This window comes from Sphingobacterium sp. HMA12 (assembly GCF_002933815.1).
In the GTDB taxonomy this organism is placed as follows: Bacteria; Bacteroidota; Bacteroidia; order Sphingobacteriales; family Sphingobacteriaceae; genus Sphingobacterium.
The window spans coordinates 1,521,454-1,546,301 of the sequence record NZ_BEYR01000001.1; the positions used below are offsets into that span (position 1 = coordinate 1,521,454).

The window sequence follows — 24,848 nt, forward strand, 5'->3', positions numbered from 1 at the left end:
TTTATTTTATTTGTAGCTTCTTACTGTAGGTTGTATTTCTTCAAAAGTCAATGGTTCTTTGATTAGTTCCGGCTCCTCCCCGTTTCCTTTCCACGCCCAGGCGGATATAAATTGAAAGTCAGCATCATTTCGTAAAGCTTCGCCATCTGCTGTTTGATATTCCTCTCTAAAATGGGCACCACAGGATTCCTTACGAGTCAACGCATCATAACACATTAATTCACCTATTTCAAAATAGTCTGCAACACGTCCAGCTTTCTCCAATTCAGTATTTAAAGAGTCCGACTGGCCACTTACCATGACATTGTCATAAAATTCCTGTTTAAGCTTCCTAATTTCTGCTATTGCATATGTAAGGCCTTCTTCATTTCGGGCCAGACCACAATAGTCATATAATAGCTTGCCAAGTATCTTATGAAAATGATCGACAGTCTTATTCCCATTAATCTGCAACAGATCTTCAATTTGCTTTTTAACGGCTAATTCCGCCTTTTCAAATTCTATATGATCTGTAGAAATCTTTCCGGCGTGAATTTCATTCGACAAATAATTGGCGATCGTATATGGCGCAATAAAATAACCGTCCACCGACGCTTGAAGCAACGAATTTGCCCCTAGACGATTAGCACCATGATCGGCAAAATTAGCTTCACCCAGCGCAAATAGGCCCGGCAAAGTTGTCATTAGTTCATAGTCAACCCAGAGTCCACCCATCGAAAAATGAGCCGAGGGTGATATCATCATCGGTTCGGAATACGCATCATAACCTGTTATTTTATGATACATATCAAACAGATTACCGTATTTCTCCGCAATTTTATGCTTCCCCTGTTCCTTGATTGCCTTAGCAAAGTCAAGGTAAACCGCGTTTTTTAAAGGACCTATTCCAAAGCCCGCATCTATCCGTTCCTTGGCAGCTCTCGATGATATATCCCTGGGTGCGAGATTACCAAATGCAGGGTATCTACGTTCCAGGTAATAATCTCTATCTTTTTCGGGTATATCATTTGGTTCTCTTTTTTCATCCACCTTTAACGGTACCCAGATACGTCCATCATTACGTAAAGATTCTGACATCAAAGTCAACTTGGATTGATAATCCCCCGATTGTGGCAAAGAAGTTGGGTGAACCTGGATCCAGCTAGGGGATGCCATCAATGCGCCCTTTTTATGTGCTCGCCAAATTGCAGATCCATTGCAGCCCATTGCCAGTGTGGATAAATAATAGATTTTACCGTATCCCCCTGTAGCGAGTATAACGGCATGTGCAGCATGTCGTTCAATCACCCCGGTATCTAAATCACGAACAATAATACCGCGTGCCTTGCCGTCGATGACGACAACATCTAGCATTTCATGGCGGGAAAAGAGCTGAACAGTTTTTTTGCCGACCTGACGCATCAACGCCTGATAAGCTCCTAATAGCAGCTGCTGCCCGGTCTGCCCCCGGGCATAGAACGTACGACTCACTTGAACCCCACCAAAAGAACGGTTGTTCAGATAGCCGCCATATTCACGTCCAAAAGGGACCCCCTGCGCCACGGCTTGGTCTATCAAATTCAAGGAACATTCTGCCATTCGGTAGACGTTAGCTTCACGGGCACGAAAATCTCCCCCTTTTAACGTGTCCACAAACATTCGATAGACACTGTCGCCGTCATTCTTATAATTTTTTGCGGCGTTGACTCCACCCTGGGCTGCCACGGAATGGGCTCTTCGGGGACTATCTTGAAAACAGAAGGACTTGACCTGGTAGCCCATTTCGCCAAGGGATGCAGCGATCGAACTTCCCGCTAATCCCGTTCCCACAACAATGACATCCAATTTTTTTCGATTCGCCGGGTTTACAAGCTTTGCCGTTTTTTTATAGCGTGTCCATTTTTCCTCCAAAGGTCCCGCTGGTATTTTTGAGTTTAAAGTCATGTCTTCGCCTTTAGTTAACAGTAAAAAATATATAAATTGGCATCAATGCAAAACCAATGCTAATAATAATCGAATAAGTAATCCCAATTGCTTTAAACCAACGGACAAATTTTGGATGATACAGGCCCAAGGTCCGCACCGCGCTATGAATTCCATGAACAAGATGATAACATAATGCCACCATTGACAAAACGTAGATAAGTACATACCACCATTGTTGAAACACCGCAATAACCAATATATAGAGATCCTTATTTCCTTTTGCATCCAGTGGTGGAGCGCCAAACTTATATACATACCAGAAGTTCTGGAAATGGATCACCAAAAAAATAAGGATAAGCGTACCCAAAATTCCCATGTTTCGCGAATACCATTTACTTGCTCGTCCACGACGGTCTGACTGATACGCTCCGCCCGTTTTTTTATTCTTTATCGTAATGACCAATCCATCAATAGCGTGCAGGATGATACTCAAATAAAGCACATAGGAAACTATTTTTATCAGGATATTTCCAGACAAAAAATGTGAATACGCATTAAATTGTAAATGCGCCTGCTCCCGGGGTAAAAATAATTGCAGATTTCCCAAAAAATGAATCAGCAAAAAGAAAGCGAGAAATAACCCTGTTAAACACATGAGCATCTTCTTTGATAAGGTCGATAGCATAAGCTTTTTCTTTAATAATAACCAATAACTTTCATCCATAACCCTCCTACACCCATATAAATAATAAGGAGGACAATCCCGATTTCCAGACCGCGTAACCACCAGGACTTGAGATCAACATAACCGCTACCAAAAAAAACTGGCGCTGGCCCATGCCCATAATGTGTCAATACACCGTATATGGAGCCGAGGAACCCAAGCATCATAGCCAATAACATGGGCGGAATACCTAATGATACTCCAACGCCTAACAAAGCAGCGTACATTGCAGCGACATGGGCTGTAGCACTTGCAAAGATGTAATGGCTAAAGAAGTACACCAAAATAATTACTGGAAAAGCGATTTGCCAGCTCAGTCCCCCAATCTGTACCTTGATCAAGTCACTAAACCAGCCGATAAACCCAAGTTCATTCAGCGAACTGGCCATCATCACCAAAACGGCAAACCAGACAATTGTATCCCAGGCGCCTTTCTCCGTCTTTACATCCTCCCAAGTCAGTACCGAAGTCAGCAAAAGCAAGGTCAGGCCGATAAATGCAGTTGTGGTCGCGTCAATAGACAGAGAGCCCCCGAAAATCCAAAGTGCCAGAAGAATAAAAAATGCCAATAACATCAGCCATTCATTTCTGGATATTGGTCCCATTTCCTTTAATTTTTCCGCGGCCATTTTAGGCGCATCGCCCGTCTTTTTTAGTTCCGGTGGATAAAGTTTATAGAGTACCAGTGGAACAACAAAAAAGGCTACGATTCCGGGAATAAATCCAGCAACAGCCCAGGACATCCAAGTAATGTCAATTCCAAGATTGGCGGCGAACTTTTGACACATCGGATTGCTCGCTGTTCCGGTTAAAAACATGGAGGATGCAATCAAATTCATGTAGTAGCTGTTCAATGTTAGATAGGAACCTAATTTTCGATGCGTCTCAGGCTTATCAGGTACAGAATCGAAGCTGATGGCCATGGATTTCATAATCGGATAGATGATACCACCACCTCTAGCTGTATTGCTGGGTATTGCAGGAGCCAAACATACATCTGCCAACCCTAAACCATAAGCCAATCCGAGCGAACTTTTTCCAAATACACGAATAAAAAGAAATGCAATACGATTCCCCAAACCCGTTTTGATAAAACCTCTCGCGATGAAAAAGGAAATTCCGATCAGCCAGATAACTTTGTCTCCAAAACCGGTCAGTGCCTTGGTAATCGATTTGCCGGCATCTCCCGGCGCGAGTACTTGTGTGAGTGCCGTGAAAGCGATTGCCATCATACACATGGTACCCATTGGCGCAGCCTTTAGAATGATACCGAGTATCGTAGCAGCAAATATGGCAAACAGGTGCCAAGCCTCAGGACTAACGCCTTTAGGGACGGGAATAAACCACAAAATGAGCGCAACAATAAAGGTGATGGCAACATTTCTGATACTAATTTCTTTCATAAGAATTGGGATTTAAAAGATTAGAATCTACTTTGTACTTGTACGATAAATAAATTTTTATTGTATTCATTGGTATTCTGAGTCTGCTTTTTATATCGATCGAGCTGGAGTCCGAGCTGTATCCGGGCGCCATAATTCTTCAAAAACTCCAGGCCAAACATGGGTGTAAACGTTTGCCTTGCGTTTGCATTTAGCTTATAATTTGGGTCAATATACTCGTAACGACAGGAGAGCTCAAATGCACTGAGATTGTAATAGTTTACTTCATATCTCAAGTTTGGAAGAAAATAGACCCCTCGAACGAGATAATCACTTAGCTTTGAAGTGCGCGATTCCTCATCTAGCGCATAATATAAGTTATGATTTATAGCCTGTTTCGCTTCCAGTTGCATATCCAGGTTCCATCGCTTTCCAAAATCCACATTCCCACTCAGGTCGACTCCCAGTGCATGAACTTGCTTTTTCATGACCTCACCAATCCCCCCATTTAACCCCAGATTGACACCATATTTTTTTGAAAGCCCGAATACCAGGCGTGTTGAATATTGTTTTCCATTGTCATTATCAACGACTTGATTTTTACCATTCCCATTAACAACGGAAAGGGAATAACTGAAGGGTATATCTCCTAAGTTAACTTCCCCTGTTGCAGCCATCCCGATCTGAAAGCTCGCCCAGCCCAACTTCCCAAATTCAAGATATTGATTTGACCAATCCAAGGATTTAATAATATCTATCGGATAGGTTTCTTCAATGCCAAACCAAGGTCGGAATTGACCAACTGTAATGGCCAGCTTAGGGCTAAAAGTATATTTTAGGTAGGCATTTTCGAGTACCTTAGTTTTTGGGTCGCTTTTAAAATCCGCTAAGTTGGCAAGCACAGCCACTTCTGTTCGTTTACTGATCTGCGCACGCATCTGCACTCGCATGTACTTCACCATAAAATTATTATCTGTCCCTGAGCCGTCACTGTGATGAAGGCCATTGACATCAACATCTTTCGTTGTGCTCACAAGATACCGTGCCTGAAAAAGTCCTTTGACCTGTAGTTTAGGATAGGCTACGTCTTCTTTGTTTTGCCGTACCGAATCTTTTTTTGCTGGCTCAACCGACCCCGGCTCCTGCCCTTTGACAGTCGTATACAGCAATAAGCATAAGACAGAAATTGGAATGTAAAGTTTCCTCATATCTAAATTAATTATTTATTCACTGGTAGCCCAGCGCACTTTTCAATGTCAATAATGTGTATTAATCTATTCTTGCTCTATTAACATATAAATGGATGATTGGTTTTAATTTTTTAATAAAAATTATAACTCAAAGAAAATGCTAACCAAATATATTTGAAGTTGAGTAAATTCGCTGTTTTTGTGTATTTTCACGGTTGGATGTAAAATGAAATGCTAAATTCTAAACCACGGTCAATATAACCTTGAAGATCTTCGTGAACTGTAGACATCCAATAGAATACATTGTAGATAAATTTTATAATCAATAAATCACATGAAAGAACAATTAATCAGAAAATGCTGTATCTGTCTATTATTAATTATTTACGGATTTTTCGTTCCCATTTCCAAAGCTGCAGAGCGCGAGAAACCGGCCATGTTTTGGACTTGGCTTGATTATAATCCAACCACAAATTTTGATTCCATCTGTCAGGAGATGAATTATTTGGGAATAGATGGGGTTATGCTAAATGCAGCAAGTCCTGATGAATACCGCATTGCAATTCCTATTGCAAAGAAATATGGCATACAGGTGATTGCTTGGTTGTGGACTATGAACCTGGAACATGATCGCGATAAAATTCTAAAGGAACACCCTGACTGGTTTAGTGTCAACAGAAATGGAAAGAGCTTGGCTGATACCACCGCGTACGTGGGCTACTATAAATTCCTTTCACCCGTCGTACCGGAAGTTAAAGATTACATTAAACAAAAGATTCAGTCTTATTGTGAAGTCGAAGGTCTAGCGGGGATATCCATAGACTATAACCGTTATGTCGATGTTGTATTGCCGACGACGCTATGGCCAAAGTATAATATCGTCCAAGATCGCGAATACGCCGCATGGGACTATGGATACCATCCAATTGCAATAGAAAAATTCAAAAAACAATTCGGTTATGACCCTAGAGCACAAAAAGATCCTTCAAAAGATTTAAAATGGAGACAATTTCGTTGTGATCAGATTACTGAAATAGCTAATATGATTGCGGATGTTGTGCACGCTCACGGAAAGACAATGGCAGCCTCCCCTTTCCCTACGCCCAAAATGGCTTCGCGAATGGTTCGGCAGGATTGGGGGAAATGGAATCTGGATCTTGTATTTCCTATGGTCTATAGTAACTTTTACACCGAAGATCCAAGCTTTATAAAAGATTGTACCCTAGAAAATGTCCGTGATAAAGCAAGCCATACCACACTTTATTGTGGTTTAATGGCCAAGAACAATGATGAAATGTTTGTCGATATGGATGAGGCATTGAACAATGGTGCTCAGGGTATTTCTATCTTCACCATACATAGTCTTCAGGATCCAAAAATTAAGGACCGTTTCAGAGCCTATACAGCAGCTGCGAAATTAAAAAAAGAAAAAAACAATGGAACTTTATCTCGAATCTCAGGCCATAAAGTAGAAAACGATCCCTTCAAAAAAGTAGGTATCATGAAATTGATCACGCAAAAAATTCAGGACATGGTTAAGGCTGAAAATCCGACTGCCAGTCCCGTCGCATTGTCAAAATATAAAAAGGTCGACGGCTACGATGTAACAAAAAAATATCTTGTGAAAGATAAGGTCAGTAAAAAGAGTTTCTATGTTACATTCTTCTTTTATGGTGACATTCTTTCAGGTTGGAATGTTGATCCCGTACCCTCGAATAGCTAAAATAGGCATACTTTCCTATCTTTGAAGTTTCATAAAAAGATTAAAGAAATGAATAAAACTTTTAGTTTGATAGCAACGCTGTTTTTCCTAAACAATACGGGAGCAATAGCCCCATGCTTTGCGCAACGGACTGCGACCGCATCGACGGTATGGGACACAACAACCTTAGATCAAACAACTTTAAATAATATTCTTGAAAAGAACCGTCAATATTATAAACAAGGAAAAGTAGCGGATTATATACCTGAACTTGGCAAAGCAAATGCAAAATCCCTTGCACTTGCGGTTGTCAATAGCAATGGTACTGTCGTCAGCGCTGGGAATATCCAACAGAAATTTACAATCCAGAGTATATCAAAGATCATTGCACTGATGATCGCGGTCCAGGAAAATGGAGAAGAAAATGTTTTTGATAAAATGGGCTATTTTGGTACAGATAAACCTTTCAATCATTTTGGCAATCTAGAGACGATGGGAAAACCACTTAATCCAATGATGAATGCGGGTGCTATACTGACCACATCACTTATTAAAGGAAAAGGTGAGGAACCATTTGTTAAACTCCTCAAGATGATCCGTTTCATCACAAAAAATGAACATATTGATTATAGCCATGCGGTTTATAATTCAGAAAGGGAAACAGGGCATCGAAATCGGGGTATGTTCTATATCATGCGAAACAATGGCTTAATTGATGGCGAAGGAGAAGAAAAACTCAATAATTATTTTAAACAATGTTCGATTGAAATTACGGTCGAGGATTTGGCTAAAATAGGTTATTTTTTTGCCCACCATTGCGTCCGTTACGATGGAAACAAAAAATATCAGGATCCAAATCTATCACAGCTAATTCAGTCACAGATGTTGATTGCCGGTATGTATGAATTCAGTGGTGAATACGCCCGTACCGTTGGTTTACCTAGTAAATCTGGTGTCGGTGGTGGAATCACGGTCAGTATCCCCGGTAAAATGGGCATAGGTGCCTTTAGTCCCGCTTTAGACCAGCATGGCAATTCGCTTGCAGGTTACCGCATGATCCTTGATCTGGTCAAAGCCAGAAAGCTCAGTCTTTTTGATTAACAGATTAACTCCTGTTAATTAACCCTTTATAAAACCGAATTCCTATTTCACTTGTTTATTCCTTGGCCGACATAGCTGTATGAAGGCTAAGGAATCATTAAATACCAAAAATTAAACCAATGGTCAGAACAGAAACAATAATCGCTGTAGAAAATGTTCCAGCAAGCTCATCGTTTTATCAGAAACTACTGGGATGCAGCAGCGCACATGGTGGCGATACTTTTGAAATACTAACAGCCGATAACAATGTCATTTTATGCCTTCACAAATGGGGAGAACACGCGCATCCTACGCTACTTCAGCCTAAGAATGCCGGAAATGGTCTTATCTTATTCTTTCGGGTAGATAATCTCCAAGAAGTATTTGAAAATGCGACCCAACTCGATGCAACTTTCGAAAAGGAAATTCATTACAATGAAAACTCGCTAAAAAATCAATTTATTCTTCGGGATCCGGACAACTATTACCTGATGATATCTGAATAAGAAAATTCGCCCATGAATCATTCCTATGGACTAGAATAGTAAATACGGCTTCTATGAACATTCTTAAACCAGTTTAAGTTTATTATTCAATCTTTCCTTGAACTTTGTCGTATAAAAATATAACACAATGACAGCACGATTAAATATTGCAAAAGTAGACGCAACAGCGTACAAAGCAATGATGGGTTTAGAAACCTATCTTGCTGAAACTTTTTTAACTCCTATCCAAAAAGAGCTCATTAAGATAAGAGCATCTCAAATTAATGGATGTGCTTTTTGCCTGGATATGCATACAAAGGACGCATTAAAATATGGTGAAACTCCACAAAGGATATTTTTACTGAATGCTTGGCGCGAAACTCAATTGTTTAATACCGAAGAACAGATTTTATTGGAGATGACAGAGGAGATCACTTTAATTCACCAACAGGGCCTGACAGAAGAAACCTACCAAAAAGCAAAGAATCTTTTTGATGAAAAACAAATTGCACAGATTATCATCGCTATTATTACGATCAATGCCTGGAATAGAATCGGAATAAGCACACATTTAGAATTATTGAAATAGCAGATAAAACCTCCTAACATATCCGGTATAAACGTATGATGTCCTGTATATATAGGCAGCTTGTAAATTGTCTATGCATGCAGTATAACGAGAAGGTGCCATCGTAAACAAAGGGGCTGATCCAAGTTGGTCAGCCCCTTTACTTCCCCTCTTTCCAAATTCATATTTATCGACTATCTTTAATTCGTAAACAGTTTATTAACCAATTAAATATAGAAAAATGAAAGTCGTTAAAAAAATTTTAATTGTACTGGCTATTCTTATAGCTATTCCATTGATAGTGGCACTTTTTGTTCCCAAGGATTTTGCCGCTCAAAGTGAGATAACGATTGATAAGCCAAAGCAGGAAGTTTTCAACTATGTAAAAATCATACGTAATCAAGATCACTTCGGCGTATGGCAACTTTCCGACCCACAGATGAAAAAATCCGAAAAAGGTGTTGACGGTCAGGTTGGATTTAAGTACAGCTGGGATGGGGAAAAAGTTGGAAAAGGTTCGCAGACCATTACGCGAATTGTTGAAGGCGAGACCATCGAAACATCGCTAGATTTTGGATTTGGTGAACCGTCCAAAGGATATTTTATCTTGAAGGAAATATCCCCCAATCAAACGGCTGTAACCTGGGGTATCACGGGCAAATCACCTTATCCATGGAATTTAATGAACCTATTTATGAATATGAATAAAGATTTTGATCAGGGGCTAAACAACCTGAAAAATGTTTTAAAGTAACTAGAAAACCTTGGCACAAAAAAAAGTATTTAGCGCACATTTGAATGTGCGCTAAATACTTTTTCCCCTTTCCATGAAACAAACCGAATTAACGGCGGCTCATTAGAATACGTAAGATATACCAAAACAGCAACATAATCGAAGAAAACAGCTGCAATGCTGCTCCGACATATTGCTCATTGCCATAATTATATTTAAGATTTTGTGTCTGGTATAAGATACTGCAGGAAGCAATCAAAACCATGACTACAGAAAACCACAAGCCCAGTTGAAATCCAAATATTGCACCAGCGACAATTGCACCTAAGGCCAGGAAGCCGCCGATAACAAGGATATTTTTCAGAAAAGAAAAATCCCTATTTGACATAAATGCAACTGCTGTCAGCGCTGTAAATAGGGCAACAGTCATGATACTTGCCTGATAAAGCATACTCGCTCCATCAGTCATCGCTGCAGCAATAAAAATCATCGGTAGGAAAATAACGGCCTCCAATACGATATAGAAAGCCAGGCCCATATACTGAGTCTGTCGGCTTTGGGCTAAGGTCCATTTGGAAGAAAGCGATGCTCCTAACCAGAAGCAACCGAGAAGAAATAACCAGATAAACTTTCCGCTGACCATCCATACGATAAAATCATAAGGCACTAATTTTATCAACAGACTTTCTAAAACGATAAATGCCAAAATGGAAAGAGCAACATGAAGATATGTTTTCTTGTAGAAAACTCCCCTTTCAGCCTCATCGTTAATAAGTAAATATTCTTGTGATTCCATAAAACAGATAATAAAATATATTAATATAGATTAAAAATAAGCATTAATTCTATTTTCGCAAGAAATAATTTAGTGGTGAGGGCAAAAAAGAACCCCGCCTAGCGGGGTCCATTCAAACAAACAACTTATTTCCAGCCTCCTCCCAAATCTTTGTAAATATTGACAACAGCATTCAGCTGTTGCTTCTTAGTTTCTATTAATTCAAGTTTTGAATTCAGTACATCACGTTGTGTCATCAGCACTTCCATATAATCGGCACGTGCCGACTTAAATAGATCACCAGAGACGGTCACCGAATTATTGAGCACTTCAACTTCTTTGGTTTTAAAATCATAACTCTTTCCAAGATTTTCGATATTGGAGAGCTGCGTAGATACTTCGAGATAAGCATTTAGAATCGTCTTCTCGTAGTTATAGACCGCCTGTATCTGCTTTGAATTTGCTGTATTGAATTCTGCTTTCAGCCCATTTTTGTTCAACAGCGGCGCTGCCAGCTCACCTATAATATTGTACAACATGGATTCAGGCATTTTAAACAGGTAGGACGGTTTAAAAGCTTGCAAGCCAAGAGCAGCCGATATCTCTAAAGACGGGTAAAACTCTTTTCTTGCAATCTGTACATCCAATTTAGCAGCCGCCAATTCGTATTCTGCCTCACGGATATCGGGTCTATTGCTCAACAATTGACTTGGTATACCTGTTTGTACTTTTGCGGGTATCATATCCACGAAACTGCTTTTATCGCGCTTTATCTCCTGTGGAAAACGACCTAAAAGAAAATTGATACGGTTTTCCGTTTCTTTAATCTGTTGCCGTGTCTCGAATTCCATGCCCTTAGTTTTCAGTACCTCGGCCTGAAATTTCTGAACAGCAAGTTCCGTCACACGTGCCGCCTGCTTCTGTAGTTTGATTACTTCCAGCGCATTGTCCTGCAATTCGATATTTTGTTTGATGATCGACAATTGGTTGTCTAATGCCAACAGTTCATAGTAAGAACGGGCAACCTCCGCAATAAGGCTGCTCAAAACAAAGTTTTTACCTTCGATTGTAGCAAGATAACGGTTCAATGCTGCCTGTTCGGAATCTTTTAGTTTTTTCCAGACATCAATTTCCCAGCTGGCATACGCCCCTATCGTCAAATCACCCAGCGGATCGGGCATTTCTTTGCCAGGCGCGATGTCTGTGCTGGCGTCACCCGCACCTTGGCTGGTATATCTTCCGACTTTTTCCACACCGCCACCGGCTCGTAATCCTACGCTTGGTTTCAATGCCCCTTTTCGCAATAAGATATCGTTTTTTGCGATTGCCAATTCCTGCAAGGTCACATTTAATTCCTGATTATTTTTTAATGCGGTGTCAATTAACGAGACTAAATTGGGGTCGCTAAAAAAGTCGCGCCACTTCACGCTCGCCGAATTCGTTGTATCTTGTGCTAATGCCTCGTCAAATTGCTGCGGCACCTGCTTATTTTCTTGAATCTGCGTCGCTTTAGGAACTTTACAGCCGGTCATTGCCGCTGACAACAGAATTCCTATTACCCAGTGTTTATATTTTTGACTAGCCATTGTTATCAATTTCTTCTGTTAATGGATTTTCATCTTCATGTTTAATGAGCTTGCGTTTGGAAGCAATTGTTCCAAAAATAAAGTAAAGACCCGGTATGACAAGGATACCAAACACAGTTCCAAATAGCATACCCCCTGCAGCTGCCGTACCGATTGTCCGGTTACCAATCGCACCCGGTCCTGAGGCTAACACCAATGGAATCAAACCTGCAATAAATGCAAATGATGTCATTAAGATAGGTCTAAACCGCACTTTGGCGCCCTCCAGCGCTGCTTCGATAATACTTAGTCCCTGCGCATGCCGCTGTGTGGCAAATTCAACAATTAAGACGGCATTCTTACCGAGCAAGCCAATAAGCATAACCAAGGCCACCTGAGCGTAAATATTATTTTCCAGTCCAAGGACCTTCAATAAGAAAAATGCACCGAAAATACCAATGGGCAAGGAAAGCAATACCGCAAAGGGCATAATAAAGCTTTCATACTGTGCCGATAAAATAAGGTAGACAAAGCCCAGACAGATCAAGAAGATATAAATGGCCTGGTTACCGCGCCCTACTTGGTCTTTAGAGATACCGGCCCAATCTATGCCATAGCCCTGTGGTAAGGTTTTAGCGGCGACTTCGTTGATTACCTGAATCGCTTCACCACTGCTATATCCTGGGGCAGCAGACCCCGAAATCTCCGAAGCCATGTACATATTATGCCGTGTGATCTCAGAAAGTCCATATACTTTTTCCATATGCATAAACGCTGAGAAAGGTACCATCTCATCCTTGTCATTTTTCACATATAACTTCAAGATATCCTCAGGAAGAGCTCTATACTGTGGCAATGCCTGCACCATAACCTTATATTGTCGGTCATACTTAATAAAATTGGTTTCGTAGTTACTACCCACCAAGGTTGAGAGTGTATTCAGAGCGTTGTCAATGGTAACACCTTTTAATTGAGCCATATCGTTGTCGATATGGAGCATATATTGTGGAAAGCTCGCACTATAAAAGGTAAAAACAGAGGATAGCTCAGGCCGTTTATTCAATTCCCGGACAAAATCCTTACTTACAGTCTCCATTTTTTTGTAGTCGCCCGAGCCGGCTTTATCCAAAAGCCGCAATTCAAATCCTCCGGCCGCACCATAGCCCGGTACCGCTGGTGGCTGAAAAAATTCGATGGAAGCTCCAGGAATATTTTTTGCTGCTTTTTCCAGCTGTTCGATAATTTCCTGTGAAGATTCCTTACGCTCCTCCCAACTTTTTAAATTGATCAGGCAAGTTCCGGTATTGGCTCCGGTTCCCTCCGTTAATATCTCATAACCCGCCAGCGAAGAAACGGATTGTACGCCATCAATATCCTCCGCTTCCTTTTGTAAGGTTTGAGCGGCCAGATTTGTCCGCTCTAAAGTCGATCCCGGCGGCGTTTGGATAATAGCGTAAATCATCCCCTGGTCTTCATTTGGAATAAAACCTGCCGGTACGGCATTATTTAAAAAGTAAGCCCCAATACAGAATCCGATCAACACCACAAAAGTAAAGAGACGCTTGTTAACAATGCCTTTTAGCAAGAAAACATATTTGTTTGACATTTTATCGAACAGGCGATTGAAGGCATCTAAAAATTTGTCCACAACGGATTTCTTGCGTGCCTTTCCATGATTGTTCTTTAACATAATGGCACAGAGCGCCGGCGTCAATGTCAAGGCCACTACCCCCGATAAGATGATAGAGGTCGCCATTGTAATGGAGAACTGACGATAAAATATACCGACAGGTCCCGACATAAAGGCAACAGGTATAAATACCGCTGCCATTAAGAAAGTTATCGCAATGATCGCCCCACTGATTTCGTGCATCGCTTTCTTCGTCGCCTTATAAGCAGAAATATGCAATTCCTCCATCTTGGCATGCACCGCCTCGATGACGACAATGGCGTCATCAACCACAACACCAATGGCCAATACAAGAGCAAACAAGGTGATTAGGTTGATTGTGATGCCAAAGAATTGCATAAAAAGAAACGACCCTACTAAAGAAACCGGCACCGCAATGGTGGGAATCAATGTCGAACGCCAATCCCCCAAGAATAAGAAGACAACGATTGCTACCAAAATAAAGGCTTCAACTAAGGTATGAATAACCTTTTCCATAGAAGCGTCCAAAAATTTGGAGACATCATAACTGATCTCATAATCCAGTCCCTTTGGAAATGAGCTTTTCAGTTCTTTCATTTTGTCTTTAACATCCTGGATGACCTGAGAAGCATTACTACCATAAGATTGTTTCAGCACAATTGCAGCAGACGGTTTTCCATTTAAGGTGGAATAGATATCATACATTGCCGAACCGAATTTGATGTCCGCCACATCCCTCAGGCGTAACATTTCACCGTTGGCGTTTGTACGCAATACGATATTGCCATAGCCTTCTGTCGTCGTAAAACGTCCAGGATATTTCAGCACATATTCAAAAGATTGCGAAGTAATACCGGATGATTCCCCGGCTTTACCCGGAGATGCCTCCAAACTTTGCTCTGAGAGGGCTTTCATCACCTCTTCCGCTGAAATTTTATACGCTGTCATGCGATCGGGCTTCAACCAGATCCGCATGGCCAATTCCCGAGTTCCAAGAATATTTGCCACACCAACACCATCTACACGACGAAGTTCCGAAACGATATTCATATCCGCATAGTTGTACATAAAATTTCCGTCGAGTTCTTTATCCTTACTATAGAGATTGATATACATCAACATATTGGATTCTTCTCGTGTAATCTTTACGCCCTCACGGACAACAATGGGCGGAAGCTTATTAACAACTGAAGCCACACGGTTCTGCACGTTCAAGGAAGCTTGATTTGGATCCGTGCCCAGATTGAACACCACCTGTATGCTAGCTTCACCGTCGTTACCGGCATCTGAAGCCATATATTTCATTCCGGGAACACCATTTATGGCACGTTCAAGCGGAATGATTACTGATTTGATCATCAATTCCCCATTCGCCCCCGGATATTCCGCTGTAATATTTACTTTAGGTGGCGATATGGACGGAAACTGAGTTACTGGAAGTTGTACCATCGAAAGAATCCCCAGAAACACAATGATCAGTGATATGACTATCGAAAGTACAGGTCTATTTATAAAACGACTAAACATAATAATTTAAGAGTATGGGGATTTATTCTGTTTTTAACTTCAAATTAGAAATGGCCTCTTTTGGCTGAACGAAACTATAGCTGATTTTTTCATCCTCTTTCACTTTCTGTATGCCATCCAATAAGAATTTGTCGTCTTTTTGAAGTCCACTTGCGACCACATAAAGATCAGGAAGGGAATTACCTATGGTGATATGACGGGCTTTTAGCTTGCCTTCTTTGTCCACAACATACACATATTTACGATCCTGCAATTCATATGTTGCCTTTTGTGGTATAATCAATGCCTGCTTCAATGGAAAATTCATCACGACCTTACCGCTTTCGCCATGCTTTAGTAATCGGTTGGGATTTGGGAAGCGGGCTCTAAACGCAATGTTACCTGTTTCACTGTCAAATTCACTCTCTATGGTTTCTACCACACCGTGCTCTGGCAACAATTCATTATTGGCAAGCAACAATCCGACATGAGTATCCCCACGTTTACTGACATTCGTCTGATAACTAAGATACTCTGGTTCCGAAACATTGAAATAGACAAGCATCTGGCTATTGTCAGAAAGGCTCGTCAATAACTCCCCTTCGTCCACCAGACTTCCTAATTTTAATGGAATTCGGTCAATTGTACCATCGAACGGTGCTCTGATCTCTGTAAAAGATAGGTGCAGTTTGGCAATAGCTGCAGCGGCTTTGGCCTGTTCCAATTTAGCTTTGGCCATGGCCAGTTCATTCGGGGATACTACATTTTTATCCGACAGGCTCTTGGTATTCTGTACTTCGATCTCGGCAACATTCACCTCGGCCATGGATTTTCTAAACTCTGCTTCATACATTTTGGGCATAATGCGAAACAGCAGTTGTCCTTTGTGTACAAATTGTCCTTCGTCCACAAAAATTTGTTCCAGATATCCCTTTTCCTGTGCGCGTAATTCGATATTACGGAAAGACTTGATCTGAGACACAAAATCTTTACGGATAGTCGTGTCCATTTGTACCGGAGAAGTCACATTGAATTTTTCTTTCTCTTCTTTCTCTTCCTTTTTGGAAGTACACCCAATTTGGCATAATACAATAGCCAAATTAACGAGCATAAATACTCTTTTCATTTGTAAGCGTCTAATTAAAAATAAGTTTGATTGTTTGTTTGATATGGGAATTGAAATAACTCACCCTTAACTTGTTATAAGATGCCAAAACGGTAAAATCATGCACGGGGAAATGAAAATCCGATTGATACAGGAATAAAAAAGAGTAAGGCTAAGCTATTTCGGGGGATTGGCTATTAAATTCTCCAGTTTTGTTGGAGGACATATCTTTGGAGATATAAATAAGCGACAAAATTGCAAAAAGGGATTTTCTTTGCAAATCGAAATACAAAAATGAAAAGTACAACTGCACAAAGCAATAATGCGACAAAATCAGAAGCCGTATGGAGATCTCTGGTTAATTGAAAATTCTCACTGTTAAATTCTTCAATAACGGGATTTTCATCGTGTACACATCCCGCAATAAGGGGGTCAATGTGTGAGGTCAGTGAAGTAATCTTGTCCTTTAAATTTGCCTCATTGTGCTGGTACATGAAACTGATCGCAGGACGATCAGACTCGTTCAGCACAGCATGGCTATTACCGCTCCTAATTAATAGGAAGGCTATAAAACACAGAATTGTAATAACCGCTTTCATTTGTGGGCAAATATACTAGCGTAGAAATTATTTTAATAAGGTTTAACACAATTTAACAAAATGATTACAATCCGGCAATAATACTCAAAAAAGTGAAAGCTGTTTTCCTGTTTCATCAGCCTTTGGAGGTTTTGCGCGACCAAAGACTGTCCGGCCATTGTATTTCCAGGAATTTCTGCGTTCTTCCTCTATTACCTGCTGAATATCAAATTGTGGCGTAAAATCCCCCTCCGCTTCCCGTATGATCCGATGCAGTTTATTCATGGATTTCAATTTATCGCTATTGCCTAGCTTTGACTTTTCAATACCTTTTTGTAAGATCTGAATACTTTGATCATAAATATCCAAGGGAACAGGAAAGGGATGACCGTCCTTTCCACCGTGAGCAAAAGAAAAGCGTGCGGGATCATTAAAGCGTGCAGGAGCTCCATGGATCACCTCACTGACAAGTGCCAGCGACTGTAAGGTGCGGGGGCCCATGCCTTTTAACAACAAAAGATCCTCAAAATTTTTCGGCTGATTTTCCCGTGCAACATACAACATTGCTCCTAACCTTTTGAGATCGACATCCGAAGCCCTGACATCATGATGAGAAGGCATCAGCAATCTTTTAAAGTCCACAAAGACATCAGAAGAAGCGTTAACGAGCGTCATGATGCCCGTTCTATTCGGAGCCGCAGCAGATGCAGTCAAATTTAAAATGATTCCCTGTGAACAACCTTTGATACCCGTATGCGGTTCCTCAATGAACGAACGGATTTTTTCCGAATGCCAGTGATAGCGACGAGCAGTTCCATCATGATCATGCATACCTTGTTGTACCACAGCCCAATGACCGTTCTTAGCGACAATAAAATTATGAAGATACAACTGATAACCATCTTGTATCGCAGTATTATCTACTTTTGCGACTAACTTACTCGTTCGAACCAAGCTGTTGCCGTCCAAGCCAGTTTTATCGGCCAGGTAAAGTAATTCCTGTGGTGTGTCTTTGGAGAATTTACCTTTACCGCCACATATATAGAGGCCAAATGCATCCGCACAGGGATTAATAGCACGTTTCAATGCGCCCATAACCGATGTCGTAATACCAGAGGAATGCCAGTCCATACCTAATACGGCACCAAAGCTCTGGAACCAAAACGGATCGGCCAATCTCCTGAGCACCTCATCTTGCCCATAATCCATCAGGATGACCTCTACAATGGACTTGCCCAATGCGCTCATTCGCTCATAAAGCCAAGCCGGCACCTTTCCATAGTGCAGCGGTAAGTCTGCTGTCCCTGAATGTTTCATAAATAAAAACTAAATTTATTAGCACAAAGGTAACTCTTTTTATTTGTTAAACAAGATCTTTGGAAGATCTCCCCGGTTGACTACATGATGAATACAGCACTCGTGAGTACGATGCGCTAGGAAGAACAAGAAAATAACCTTCATCATTTCATGAAAACTTTCATTTAAACACAATCTGATTCAATACAGGCGTAAATACATGACATAAATAATACGAAACGGCCGGACAATTATCAAATTATTCAGCCGTTTCGTATTTCAATATTGAACGAATAACGCAGGCAAAAGCGGTTACCTACTGTCAATTCATTAACCCTATTTTCCCGTCAATGCGGATAAAAATCCAGCACGGAAAGACGGATCTTTTTCGGAAAATTCAATAGAATGTTTATACGTGTCCACATTAAAAAACAATTCCGCTGGCTCCGCTTTTTTATTCTCTAAAAAGAGCTTAAAGCTGTATGCGGTTTTCTTTGATAAGTCAACATTCACTTTATTAGATGAGAATACGTTTGGTAGGATAACATCTTTTGTAAAACCATCCTTGGTTGGCAGCTGAAACAATTCACCCAGCGCTTTGACCAAATTATCGGATTGCGTTCCTATAGAAGATATTTTGATTTTTCCTTTGGTGAATCCTACGTCATCGCTTGGTTGACCATCAATAATACCAGCGGGAATAAAATCAATAATTTCAAATTTAGCACCTACAGTATCCTGATTGTAAATCGATTTCGTTGTATAGATACGGCTTGAATCTGTTTTAACTTCGTCGGTAATGCGCAGAAAGAAGTTTTTCTTTTCAGGCCCCGGAGCGCTATTTGTTAATTTTTCGATGCTTACCCGCTCGATTGTATTTGCCGTCACAGTATCACTTCCATCAGTTTTCTTCTGATTGGAATTTCCACAAGCAGCCATCATCATTGTAGCTGTTGCAAGAAGGGCTATAGATTGGATTTTGTACATGGTGAATTGTTTATTATCAGTAATCATTGAAATATTGCTCTTATAATATTACTATTATTACTGATAACAAACAACTATTGGCAATGTTTTTATTTTATTTCAATAAAGCATCGTACAAAATTTCAACAGGATGAAAGGATTTTCTTCCCACACCATCCTTGATCTGATGCCGACATGAGGTACCCGCTGCTGCGATTAAAGTTGTGCTATCCGTTTTGCGTACAGCGGGCAATAATACCAATTCCGCCACTTTCATCGAAACGTCATAATGTTCGGCCTCATAGCCAAAAGACCCCGCCATACCACAGCATCCCGATGGAATGATTTCAACGGAATAATTTAACGGGAAGGACAATACTTGCTGGGTAATACCCACCAAATGAAAAGCTTTTTGGTAGCAATGTCCGTGCAATTTGATTTTTCTGTCAAGGGCAGTAAACTGCTCCTGGTGAATACGACCGGCCTCAATTTCCGCTAAAAGAAACTCGTCAATCATTAGTGCATTTTTTGCTACCCGAAGTGCATCGCCATGCAGATTTTCGTCAACTAAACTTAGGTATTCGTCCCTGAATGTAATTATTCCAGAAGGCTCGATACCCAACAACGGCGTGTCATCTGTGATCAGATCCTTTAGAAAACTAATGTTCTGGTTAGCAATTTTTTTTGCTTCTTTGACAAATCCTTTGGAAAGAAAAGTCCGGCCACTCTGCACATGTTTTGGAATAACTACCTCATAACCCAAGGCCGTTAGCAGTTTATAGGCAGTGATACCAATCTCAGCATCATTGTATTCGGTGAACTCATCGGAGAATAGATAGACACGGCGTTTCACCTGTGGTTCGACCTTTTGTTTCTTGACCCATTGGCTTAATGTCGTGCCATTCACTGTAGGAAGTGAACGCTTTGGAGCAAATCCGACCGTTTTTTTAACCAAACCGGATAGGAATTCGTTCTTCACAACAAAATTATAAAGTGGGGCGACCAGCGAACCCAGTTTTTGAGAGTCAGTAAAATTAGCAATCAATTTTGTTCGGAAGCCAGCGCCGTGTTCATCGTAATAATGTTGTAAGAATTCTGCTTTCATTTTAGCGACGTCCACACTTGACGGACATTCTGTTTTACAACCCTTGCAGCTCAAACATAAGTCCATAACTTCTTTGATTTCCTCATGATCAAAGCGATTTTTCTTGGTGGAATTGGTCAAAAATTGACGTAACATATTTGCTCTGGCACGTGTTGTATCCTTCTCATCACGAGTCGCCATAAAAGAAGGACACATGGTACCACCAGTAATTTCCGTTTTTCGACAATCGCCCGATCCCGAGCATTTTTCCGCCAAGCGGAGAATGGATTCATCTTTGGAAAAATCGAAATATGTTTTTATAGCCGTTCTATTCTTGTCATTATCGTAGCGCAGATGGGCATCCATTGGCGGTGTGTTAACAATTTTATTGGCATTAAAAATTCCCAGTGGATCAAAAATGACCTTGACCTCTTCCAAAAGCTTATAGACCTTTTGGCCAAGTACCTTGCCGATAAACTCACCTCTTAAGCGCCCATCACCATGTTCTCCGCTTAATGACCCATTGTACTTTAAAACGAGGTCACTTGTTTTTTCCAGTATGGAGCGAAAAGTGCGCTTACCTTCATCTGTTTTCAGATTGACAAAGGGTTCAATATGCAATTCACCGGCTCCGGCATGCGCGTAGTAAGACGCATGTACACCTTCAGCAATCAATAATTTTTGAATGTCGCTGACATATTCCGGCAGATCTTCCGGAGAAACAGCACAGTCTTCGATTAAATTTACTGGCTGACTGTCCCCAGGGAGATTTCGGATAAGGCCGAGCCCAGCTTTTCTAACATCCCAGACGAGATTTGTCTGCTCAATTCCAGTAATATAAGGATACGCGTAACCCAAGCCCCTTTCCATCAGCTCAGCCTTTAAAGCCATTGCTTTAGCCTCGGTCTCGGCCTCTGTATCGCCTCTAAATTCAACGATTAACAATGCCTGCGGATCGCCTTCTATAAAAAAACGATTATACTTATAAGTAGGATGACCAACCGTAAAATCCAGAATATACTTATCTACCAGCTCCGAAGCCTCAGGTCTATGGTTTAATGCGATCACATTGCCATGCATACATTCAACCATATCAGAGAAATGAACACATAGCAAGCCTAATTCTTTAGGTGGTAAATCCATCAAGCGTAGCTTTGCCGCCGTGACAATCGCCAAGGTACCCTCAGAGCCGGCCAGGAGATTACACATATTAAATGGCTGACTCCGATCACTTAGCATATCCAGCGCATAACCTGTATTTCGTCGGGTAATTGAACGCTTGGGATAACCCGCTTCAATATCTGCCAGGTTTTGAGGGTCAGTCAACAAGTCATTCATGTGACGATAGATATCCCCCTCACGATCTGTCTGTAACAGTTTTTTAAAGTAACTTTTCTCGTCCAGCGCAGCAAAGCTTACCTCGGATTTATCATCTAAAAGTACATTTGCAGCAATCAGGTTATGGCGCGTATCACCCCAGACAATAGAATGAAGACCAGAAGAATTATTACCGATCATTCCACCGACCATGGCCCGGCTGGCGGTAGAGGTTTCGGGACCAAACATCAACCCAAATGGTTTAAGGTAACTGTTCAGATCATCACGAATGACACCCGGTTCCACACGCACCCATTTCTCTTCCACATTCAATTCGAGGATGCGGTTAAAATGACGGGACATATCCATGATGATACCATTTCCAACAACCTGTCCTGCCAACGATGTGCCAGCGGTACGTGGAATTAAGGTTGTCCGATTTGCTCCCGCAAAATCAATCAGGTTTTTTATATCATTTATATCAGATGGAATAGCCACTGCCAACGGCTTTTCCTGGTATACCGAAGCGTCCGTTGAATACGCAAACAACATGGTTTGATGTGATGCTTCTTCTGTATAGTACAACTCCCCTTTCAGTTGAGTTGCCAATAAGGCTAATTGATTCTGATCTTTCACTGAATTTGCTTTTTAAATGTAGAAAACAAATTTAGTTAAATTTCTCTTTTGGAAAAAGGAACAATTGCAAGAAAACACACAATTCGTTAAAACAAAACGCATAAAAACGCATACACAAAATGCAACAATCCTGAATTTTATTTCGTGCCTTCATCATTTGCTCGTATTTTTGCAACAGCAACACGGTTTAATGAATTAACATCTTCTTTGTTATATGCGTAATCTTATCCTTCGATACACATTACATTCAGATTTTATTATATATACAATACGGGTACTTGCCGGATTTTTATTGGGCTATATTCTATTTGTATCCTTTCCGGAATACTCTGTCTCCTGGACGCTTATATCTATTATCCTGGTCATATCTCCACAGGAAAATGAATCAAAAAAAATTGCTATCGATCGTGCTAAATCAAATTTTATCGGTTCAGCTATCGGGCTTAGTCTGTACTTTGTCCCTATCCCGCAACTCTATGCGATGATTATTGGTATGCTTGCTTCACTGGTTATTTGTAAGGCACTGAATATTATGGCTGTGGCCCGCACCTCAATGGTCGCGTTAATTATAGTCTATTTGCATGAGCAAGAAAGCCGTTCCTATTTTGCAGCACTGGACCGCTTTGGCTGCGTATGCGTAGGATGTTTGATTGGATTGGGCGTCATTCTATCCACCCGAAATATAATTATTAATTTAAGAAATCGGTATAATTGTTGAATACAGTAAGCCACAACAATGTCGCAATTCCTTTTTACTCAATAAATTAGATTTAAACTCCGGTAACACCCACCTTTTCATCGAATAAAATTCACAAGAAGAACGATAAACACAGAATATTATTCATAATTATTGTTAACATTTTGAATATTCTACTTTTTTACTTACCTTTGCAGTCGAAATGACAAAAGTAGAATATAATTTAGATCAAGTAGATTACAAAATCCTTCGTTTGATGCAGGATAACGGACGTATCAATAATGCGGATATTGCCAGGGAACTAGGCATGGCTCCTTCAGCAATTCTGGAGCGGGTTAAAAAGCTCGAACAAAAAGACGTGATCTTAAAATACAGTGCTAAAATCAATCCAGCTGCTGTTGATCAAAAACTTTTATCATTTATTTTCATCAAAGCGAATGACATTATTGGTGAACAGCGCGTTGGCTTAGCCCTCGCTGAAATCCCAGAAGTACAGGAAGTACACGACATCGCTGGAGATGATGGTTATCTTATCAAAGTGAGAACCGCTGATTCGACAGGTTTAGTGGATTTAATGCGCAATACGTTAAGTAAAGTTGAAGGAATAATTTCCACCCGGACCACAATCGTACTTCAGACGGTAAAAGAAGATCAACAGGTTGTTATACCTGAATAATAGAAAGGAGGTTTCATTATGTTACAAGGACACAAAAAAGCTGCAAGCCCACTTATGGTTGTTGTTGCTTATTTTATAATTTACGTGGTATGGGGATCAACCTTTTTCTTTATAGAAAAAGCGTTGCATAGCTTTCCACCGTTTATATTAGGATCATTTCGGTTTGTCACCGCAAGTGCAATCTTGATGAGTTATTGTGCCATAAAAGGTTATAAACTTTTTAATAAACGTTCCATATTAGAAGCTGCCTTCGTCGGGTTTCTACTCCTCTTTATCGATATGGCTGGAGTCATCTGGGCCGAGCAATATGTTTCGGGCGGAGTGGCGGCAATTATCGCGGCAGCAGCAGCAATCTGGTTTATTTTACTCGACAAACCCAAATGGAAGGAGAATTTTAGCAGCATTACAACAGTAGCAGGCGTTGTGCTTGGATTCGTTGGAGTCGTTATGCTATTTGCCGAACAGATTATGGCATCCAACGACAATGCAAATGGAAATTTGAAGATCATTGCTTTATGTATTTTGGTATTGGGCTCCATCGCCTGGACAGTAGGCTCATTGGCATCTAAATATTTCAAAAAATCAGAAACGCAAGAAAAAGAAGACTTACATGTGATGGTTAAAACGGCCTGGCAGATGGTCACTGCAGGTGTCCTTTTTAATATCACTGCACTTTTTACAGGCGAGTATGCATCATTTGAATTAAGCAGCGTTGCTCCTGTCGATTGGTTCAATCTAGGCTATTTGATCACATTTGGTTCTATCCTCGCATTTAGCTCTTACATTTGGCTTTTACAAGTACGCCCAGCGATGGAAGTAAGTACTTATGCCTATGTAAATCCGATCATTGCGTTGATATTAAGTCATTTTTTCACTTCACATGCAGTGACTTCTCTACAAATTGTAGGTTTGGCAGTTATTTTGTTCTCTGTTTTATTGATGAATTGGAAAGCTTACCGCACCAAACTATCAGCTAAAAATAAAAACAAAAAGATCCTTCAAGGAAGCACATTGGATACATTGACGAAAAATAAGGATCGTCAAACGCCCTTAGATGATCTTCCAGAGGCCGAATTGGTTCACTAGGTTGTTATTTTTCTAATTATATGATAAAGCTTAACGTAAATCTATGTTAAGCTTTTATTGTTTTTATGTTTTTGTCAAAATTAGCACTTAAGGAATAAGATTTCTTCATATTTAATTGGCTAACTTTGCCCCAATATTTGG

Annotated in this window: 20 protein-coding genes; 8 read left to right on the forward strand and 12 right to left on the reverse strand. The window is 40.6% G+C overall.

Translation table 11 applies throughout. The features are described from left to right. Positions 1-6: 6 nt before the first annotated feature. From HMAT_RS06595 to HMAT_RS06610, 4 genes are read right to left on the reverse strand one after another with little or no spacing between them, the layout of a single operon-like run. Positions 7-1,923 (reverse strand): fumarate reductase/succinate dehydrogenase flavoprotein subunit, encoded by a 1,917-nt coding sequence (locus HMAT_RS06595; protein WP_104381965.1) that lies wholly within the window; start codon positions 1,921-1,923, stop codon positions 7-9. Between the two features lie 10 nt (positions 1,924-1,933). Then, on the reverse strand, positions 1,934-2,590 hold the full coding sequence (locus HMAT_RS06600; protein WP_104383328.1) for a succinate dehydrogenase cytochrome b subunit: 657 nt from the start codon (positions 2,588-2,590) through the stop codon (positions 1,934-1,936). Between the two features lie 11 nt (positions 2,591-2,601). Then, positions 2,602-4,032, reverse strand: coding sequence for an anion permease (locus tag HMAT_RS06605; protein WP_104381966.1), 1,431 nt, complete (start codon positions 4,030-4,032; stop codon positions 2,602-2,604). 20 nt (positions 4,033-4,052) lie between these two features. After that, positions 4,053-5,219: a porin gene (locus tag HMAT_RS06610; protein WP_104381967.1), complete on the reverse strand. Its 1,167-nt coding sequence runs from the start codon at positions 5,217-5,219 to the stop codon at positions 4,053-4,055. A 316-nt stretch (positions 5,220-5,535) separates the two neighbouring features. On the opposite strand from HMAT_RS06610, the gene HMAT_RS06615 reads away from it, so the two are divergent. From HMAT_RS06615 to HMAT_RS06635, 5 genes are all read left to right on the forward strand, one after another. After that, entirely contained in the window at positions 5,536-6,924 is a 1,389-nt protein-coding gene (locus tag HMAT_RS06615) for a family 10 glycosylhydrolase (protein ID WP_158655647.1), read from the forward strand. A 48-nt stretch (positions 6,925-6,972) separates the two neighbouring features. After that, positions 6,973-8,004, forward strand: coding sequence for a glutaminase A (glsA, locus tag HMAT_RS06620; RefSeq protein WP_104381968.1), 1,032 nt, complete (start codon positions 6,973-6,975; stop codon positions 8,002-8,004). Between the two features lie 119 nt (positions 8,005-8,123). Beyond that, positions 8,124-8,489 carry a VOC family protein gene (locus HMAT_RS06625; RefSeq protein WP_104381969.1) on the forward strand — a complete coding sequence of 122 codons (366 nt, stop codon included), beginning with the start codon at positions 8,124-8,126 and terminating at the stop codon, positions 8,487-8,489. Positions 8,490-8,616: 127 nt separating this feature from the next. Beyond that, positions 8,617-9,057: a carboxymuconolactone decarboxylase family protein gene (locus tag HMAT_RS06630; RefSeq protein ID WP_104381970.1), complete on the forward strand. Its 441-nt coding sequence runs from the start codon at positions 8,617-8,619 to the stop codon at positions 9,055-9,057. A gap of 220 nt (positions 9,058-9,277) precedes the next feature. Next, entirely contained in the window at positions 9,278-9,790 is a 513-nt protein-coding gene (locus HMAT_RS06635; RefSeq protein ID WP_104381971.1) for an SRPBCC family protein, read from the forward strand. 88 nt (positions 9,791-9,878) lie between these two features. On the opposite strand, the gene HMAT_RS06640 is transcribed toward HMAT_RS06635, so the two are convergent. The 8 genes from HMAT_RS06640 to HMAT_RS06675 all read right to left on the reverse strand — a co-directional run bounded on the left by HMAT_RS06640 (position 9,879) and on the right by HMAT_RS06675 (position 22,248). Beyond that, positions 9,879-10,565 carry a Bax inhibitor-1 family protein gene (locus tag HMAT_RS06640; RefSeq protein ID WP_104381972.1) on the reverse strand — a complete coding sequence of 229 codons (687 nt, stop codon included), beginning with the start codon at positions 10,563-10,565 and terminating at the stop codon, positions 9,879-9,881. 125 nt (positions 10,566-10,690) lie between these two features. Continuing rightward, positions 10,691-12,130: a TolC family protein gene (locus HMAT_RS06645; protein WP_104381973.1), complete on the reverse strand. Its 1,440-nt coding sequence runs from the start codon at positions 12,128-12,130 to the stop codon at positions 10,691-10,693. Next, positions 12,123-15,287 (reverse strand): efflux RND transporter permease subunit, encoded by a 3,165-nt coding sequence (locus HMAT_RS06650; protein WP_104381974.1) that lies wholly within the window; start codon positions 15,285-15,287, stop codon positions 12,123-12,125. The genes HMAT_RS06645 and HMAT_RS06650 overlap by 8 nt, the downstream gene beginning before the upstream one ends. A 22-nt stretch (positions 15,288-15,309) precedes the next feature. Next, positions 15,310-16,392, reverse strand: a complete 1,083-nt coding sequence (locus tag HMAT_RS06655) for an efflux RND transporter periplasmic adaptor subunit (RefSeq protein WP_104381975.1) — start codon at positions 16,390-16,392, stop codon at positions 15,310-15,312. 176 nt (positions 16,393-16,568) lie between these two features. Further along, complete coding sequence (locus HMAT_RS06660; RefSeq protein ID WP_104381976.1) at positions 16,569-16,970, reverse strand: hypothetical protein; 402 nt, start codon at positions 16,968-16,970, stop codon at positions 16,569-16,571. An 84-nt stretch (positions 16,971-17,054) separates the two neighbouring features. Next, on the reverse strand, positions 17,055-18,266 hold the full coding sequence (locus tag HMAT_RS06665; RefSeq protein ID WP_104381977.1) for a DUF763 domain-containing protein: 1,212 nt from the start codon (positions 18,264-18,266) through the stop codon (positions 17,055-17,057). A 315-nt stretch (positions 18,267-18,581) separates the two neighbouring features. Further along, positions 18,582-19,232, reverse strand: coding sequence for a hypothetical protein (locus HMAT_RS06670; RefSeq protein WP_158655648.1), 651 nt, complete (start codon positions 19,230-19,232; stop codon positions 18,582-18,584). Positions 19,233-19,326: 94 nt separating this feature from the next. Beyond that, complete coding sequence (locus tag HMAT_RS06675; RefSeq protein WP_233789129.1) at positions 19,327-22,248, reverse strand: FAD-binding and (Fe-S)-binding domain-containing protein; 2,922 nt, start codon at positions 22,246-22,248, stop codon at positions 19,327-19,329. Between the two features lie 214 nt (positions 22,249-22,462). On the opposite strand from HMAT_RS06675, the gene HMAT_RS06680 reads away from it, so the two are divergent. The 3 genes from HMAT_RS06680 to HMAT_RS06690 all read left to right on the forward strand — a co-directional run bounded on the left by HMAT_RS06680 (position 22,463) and on the right by HMAT_RS06690 (position 24,707). Continuing rightward, positions 22,463-22,966: an FUSC family protein gene (locus HMAT_RS06680; protein WP_104381979.1), complete on the forward strand. Its 504-nt coding sequence runs from the start codon at positions 22,463-22,465 to the stop codon at positions 22,964-22,966. A 181-nt stretch (positions 22,967-23,147) separates the two neighbouring features. After that, on the forward strand, positions 23,148-23,621 hold the full coding sequence (locus HMAT_RS06685; protein WP_104381980.1) for an Lrp/AsnC family transcriptional regulator: 474 nt from the start codon (positions 23,148-23,150) through the stop codon (positions 23,619-23,621). Positions 23,622-23,639: 18 nt separating this feature from the next. Continuing rightward, positions 23,640-24,707, forward strand: a complete 1,068-nt coding sequence (locus HMAT_RS06690; protein WP_104381981.1) for an EamA family transporter — start codon at positions 23,640-23,642, stop codon at positions 24,705-24,707. Positions 24,708-24,848 lie beyond the last annotated feature (141 nt).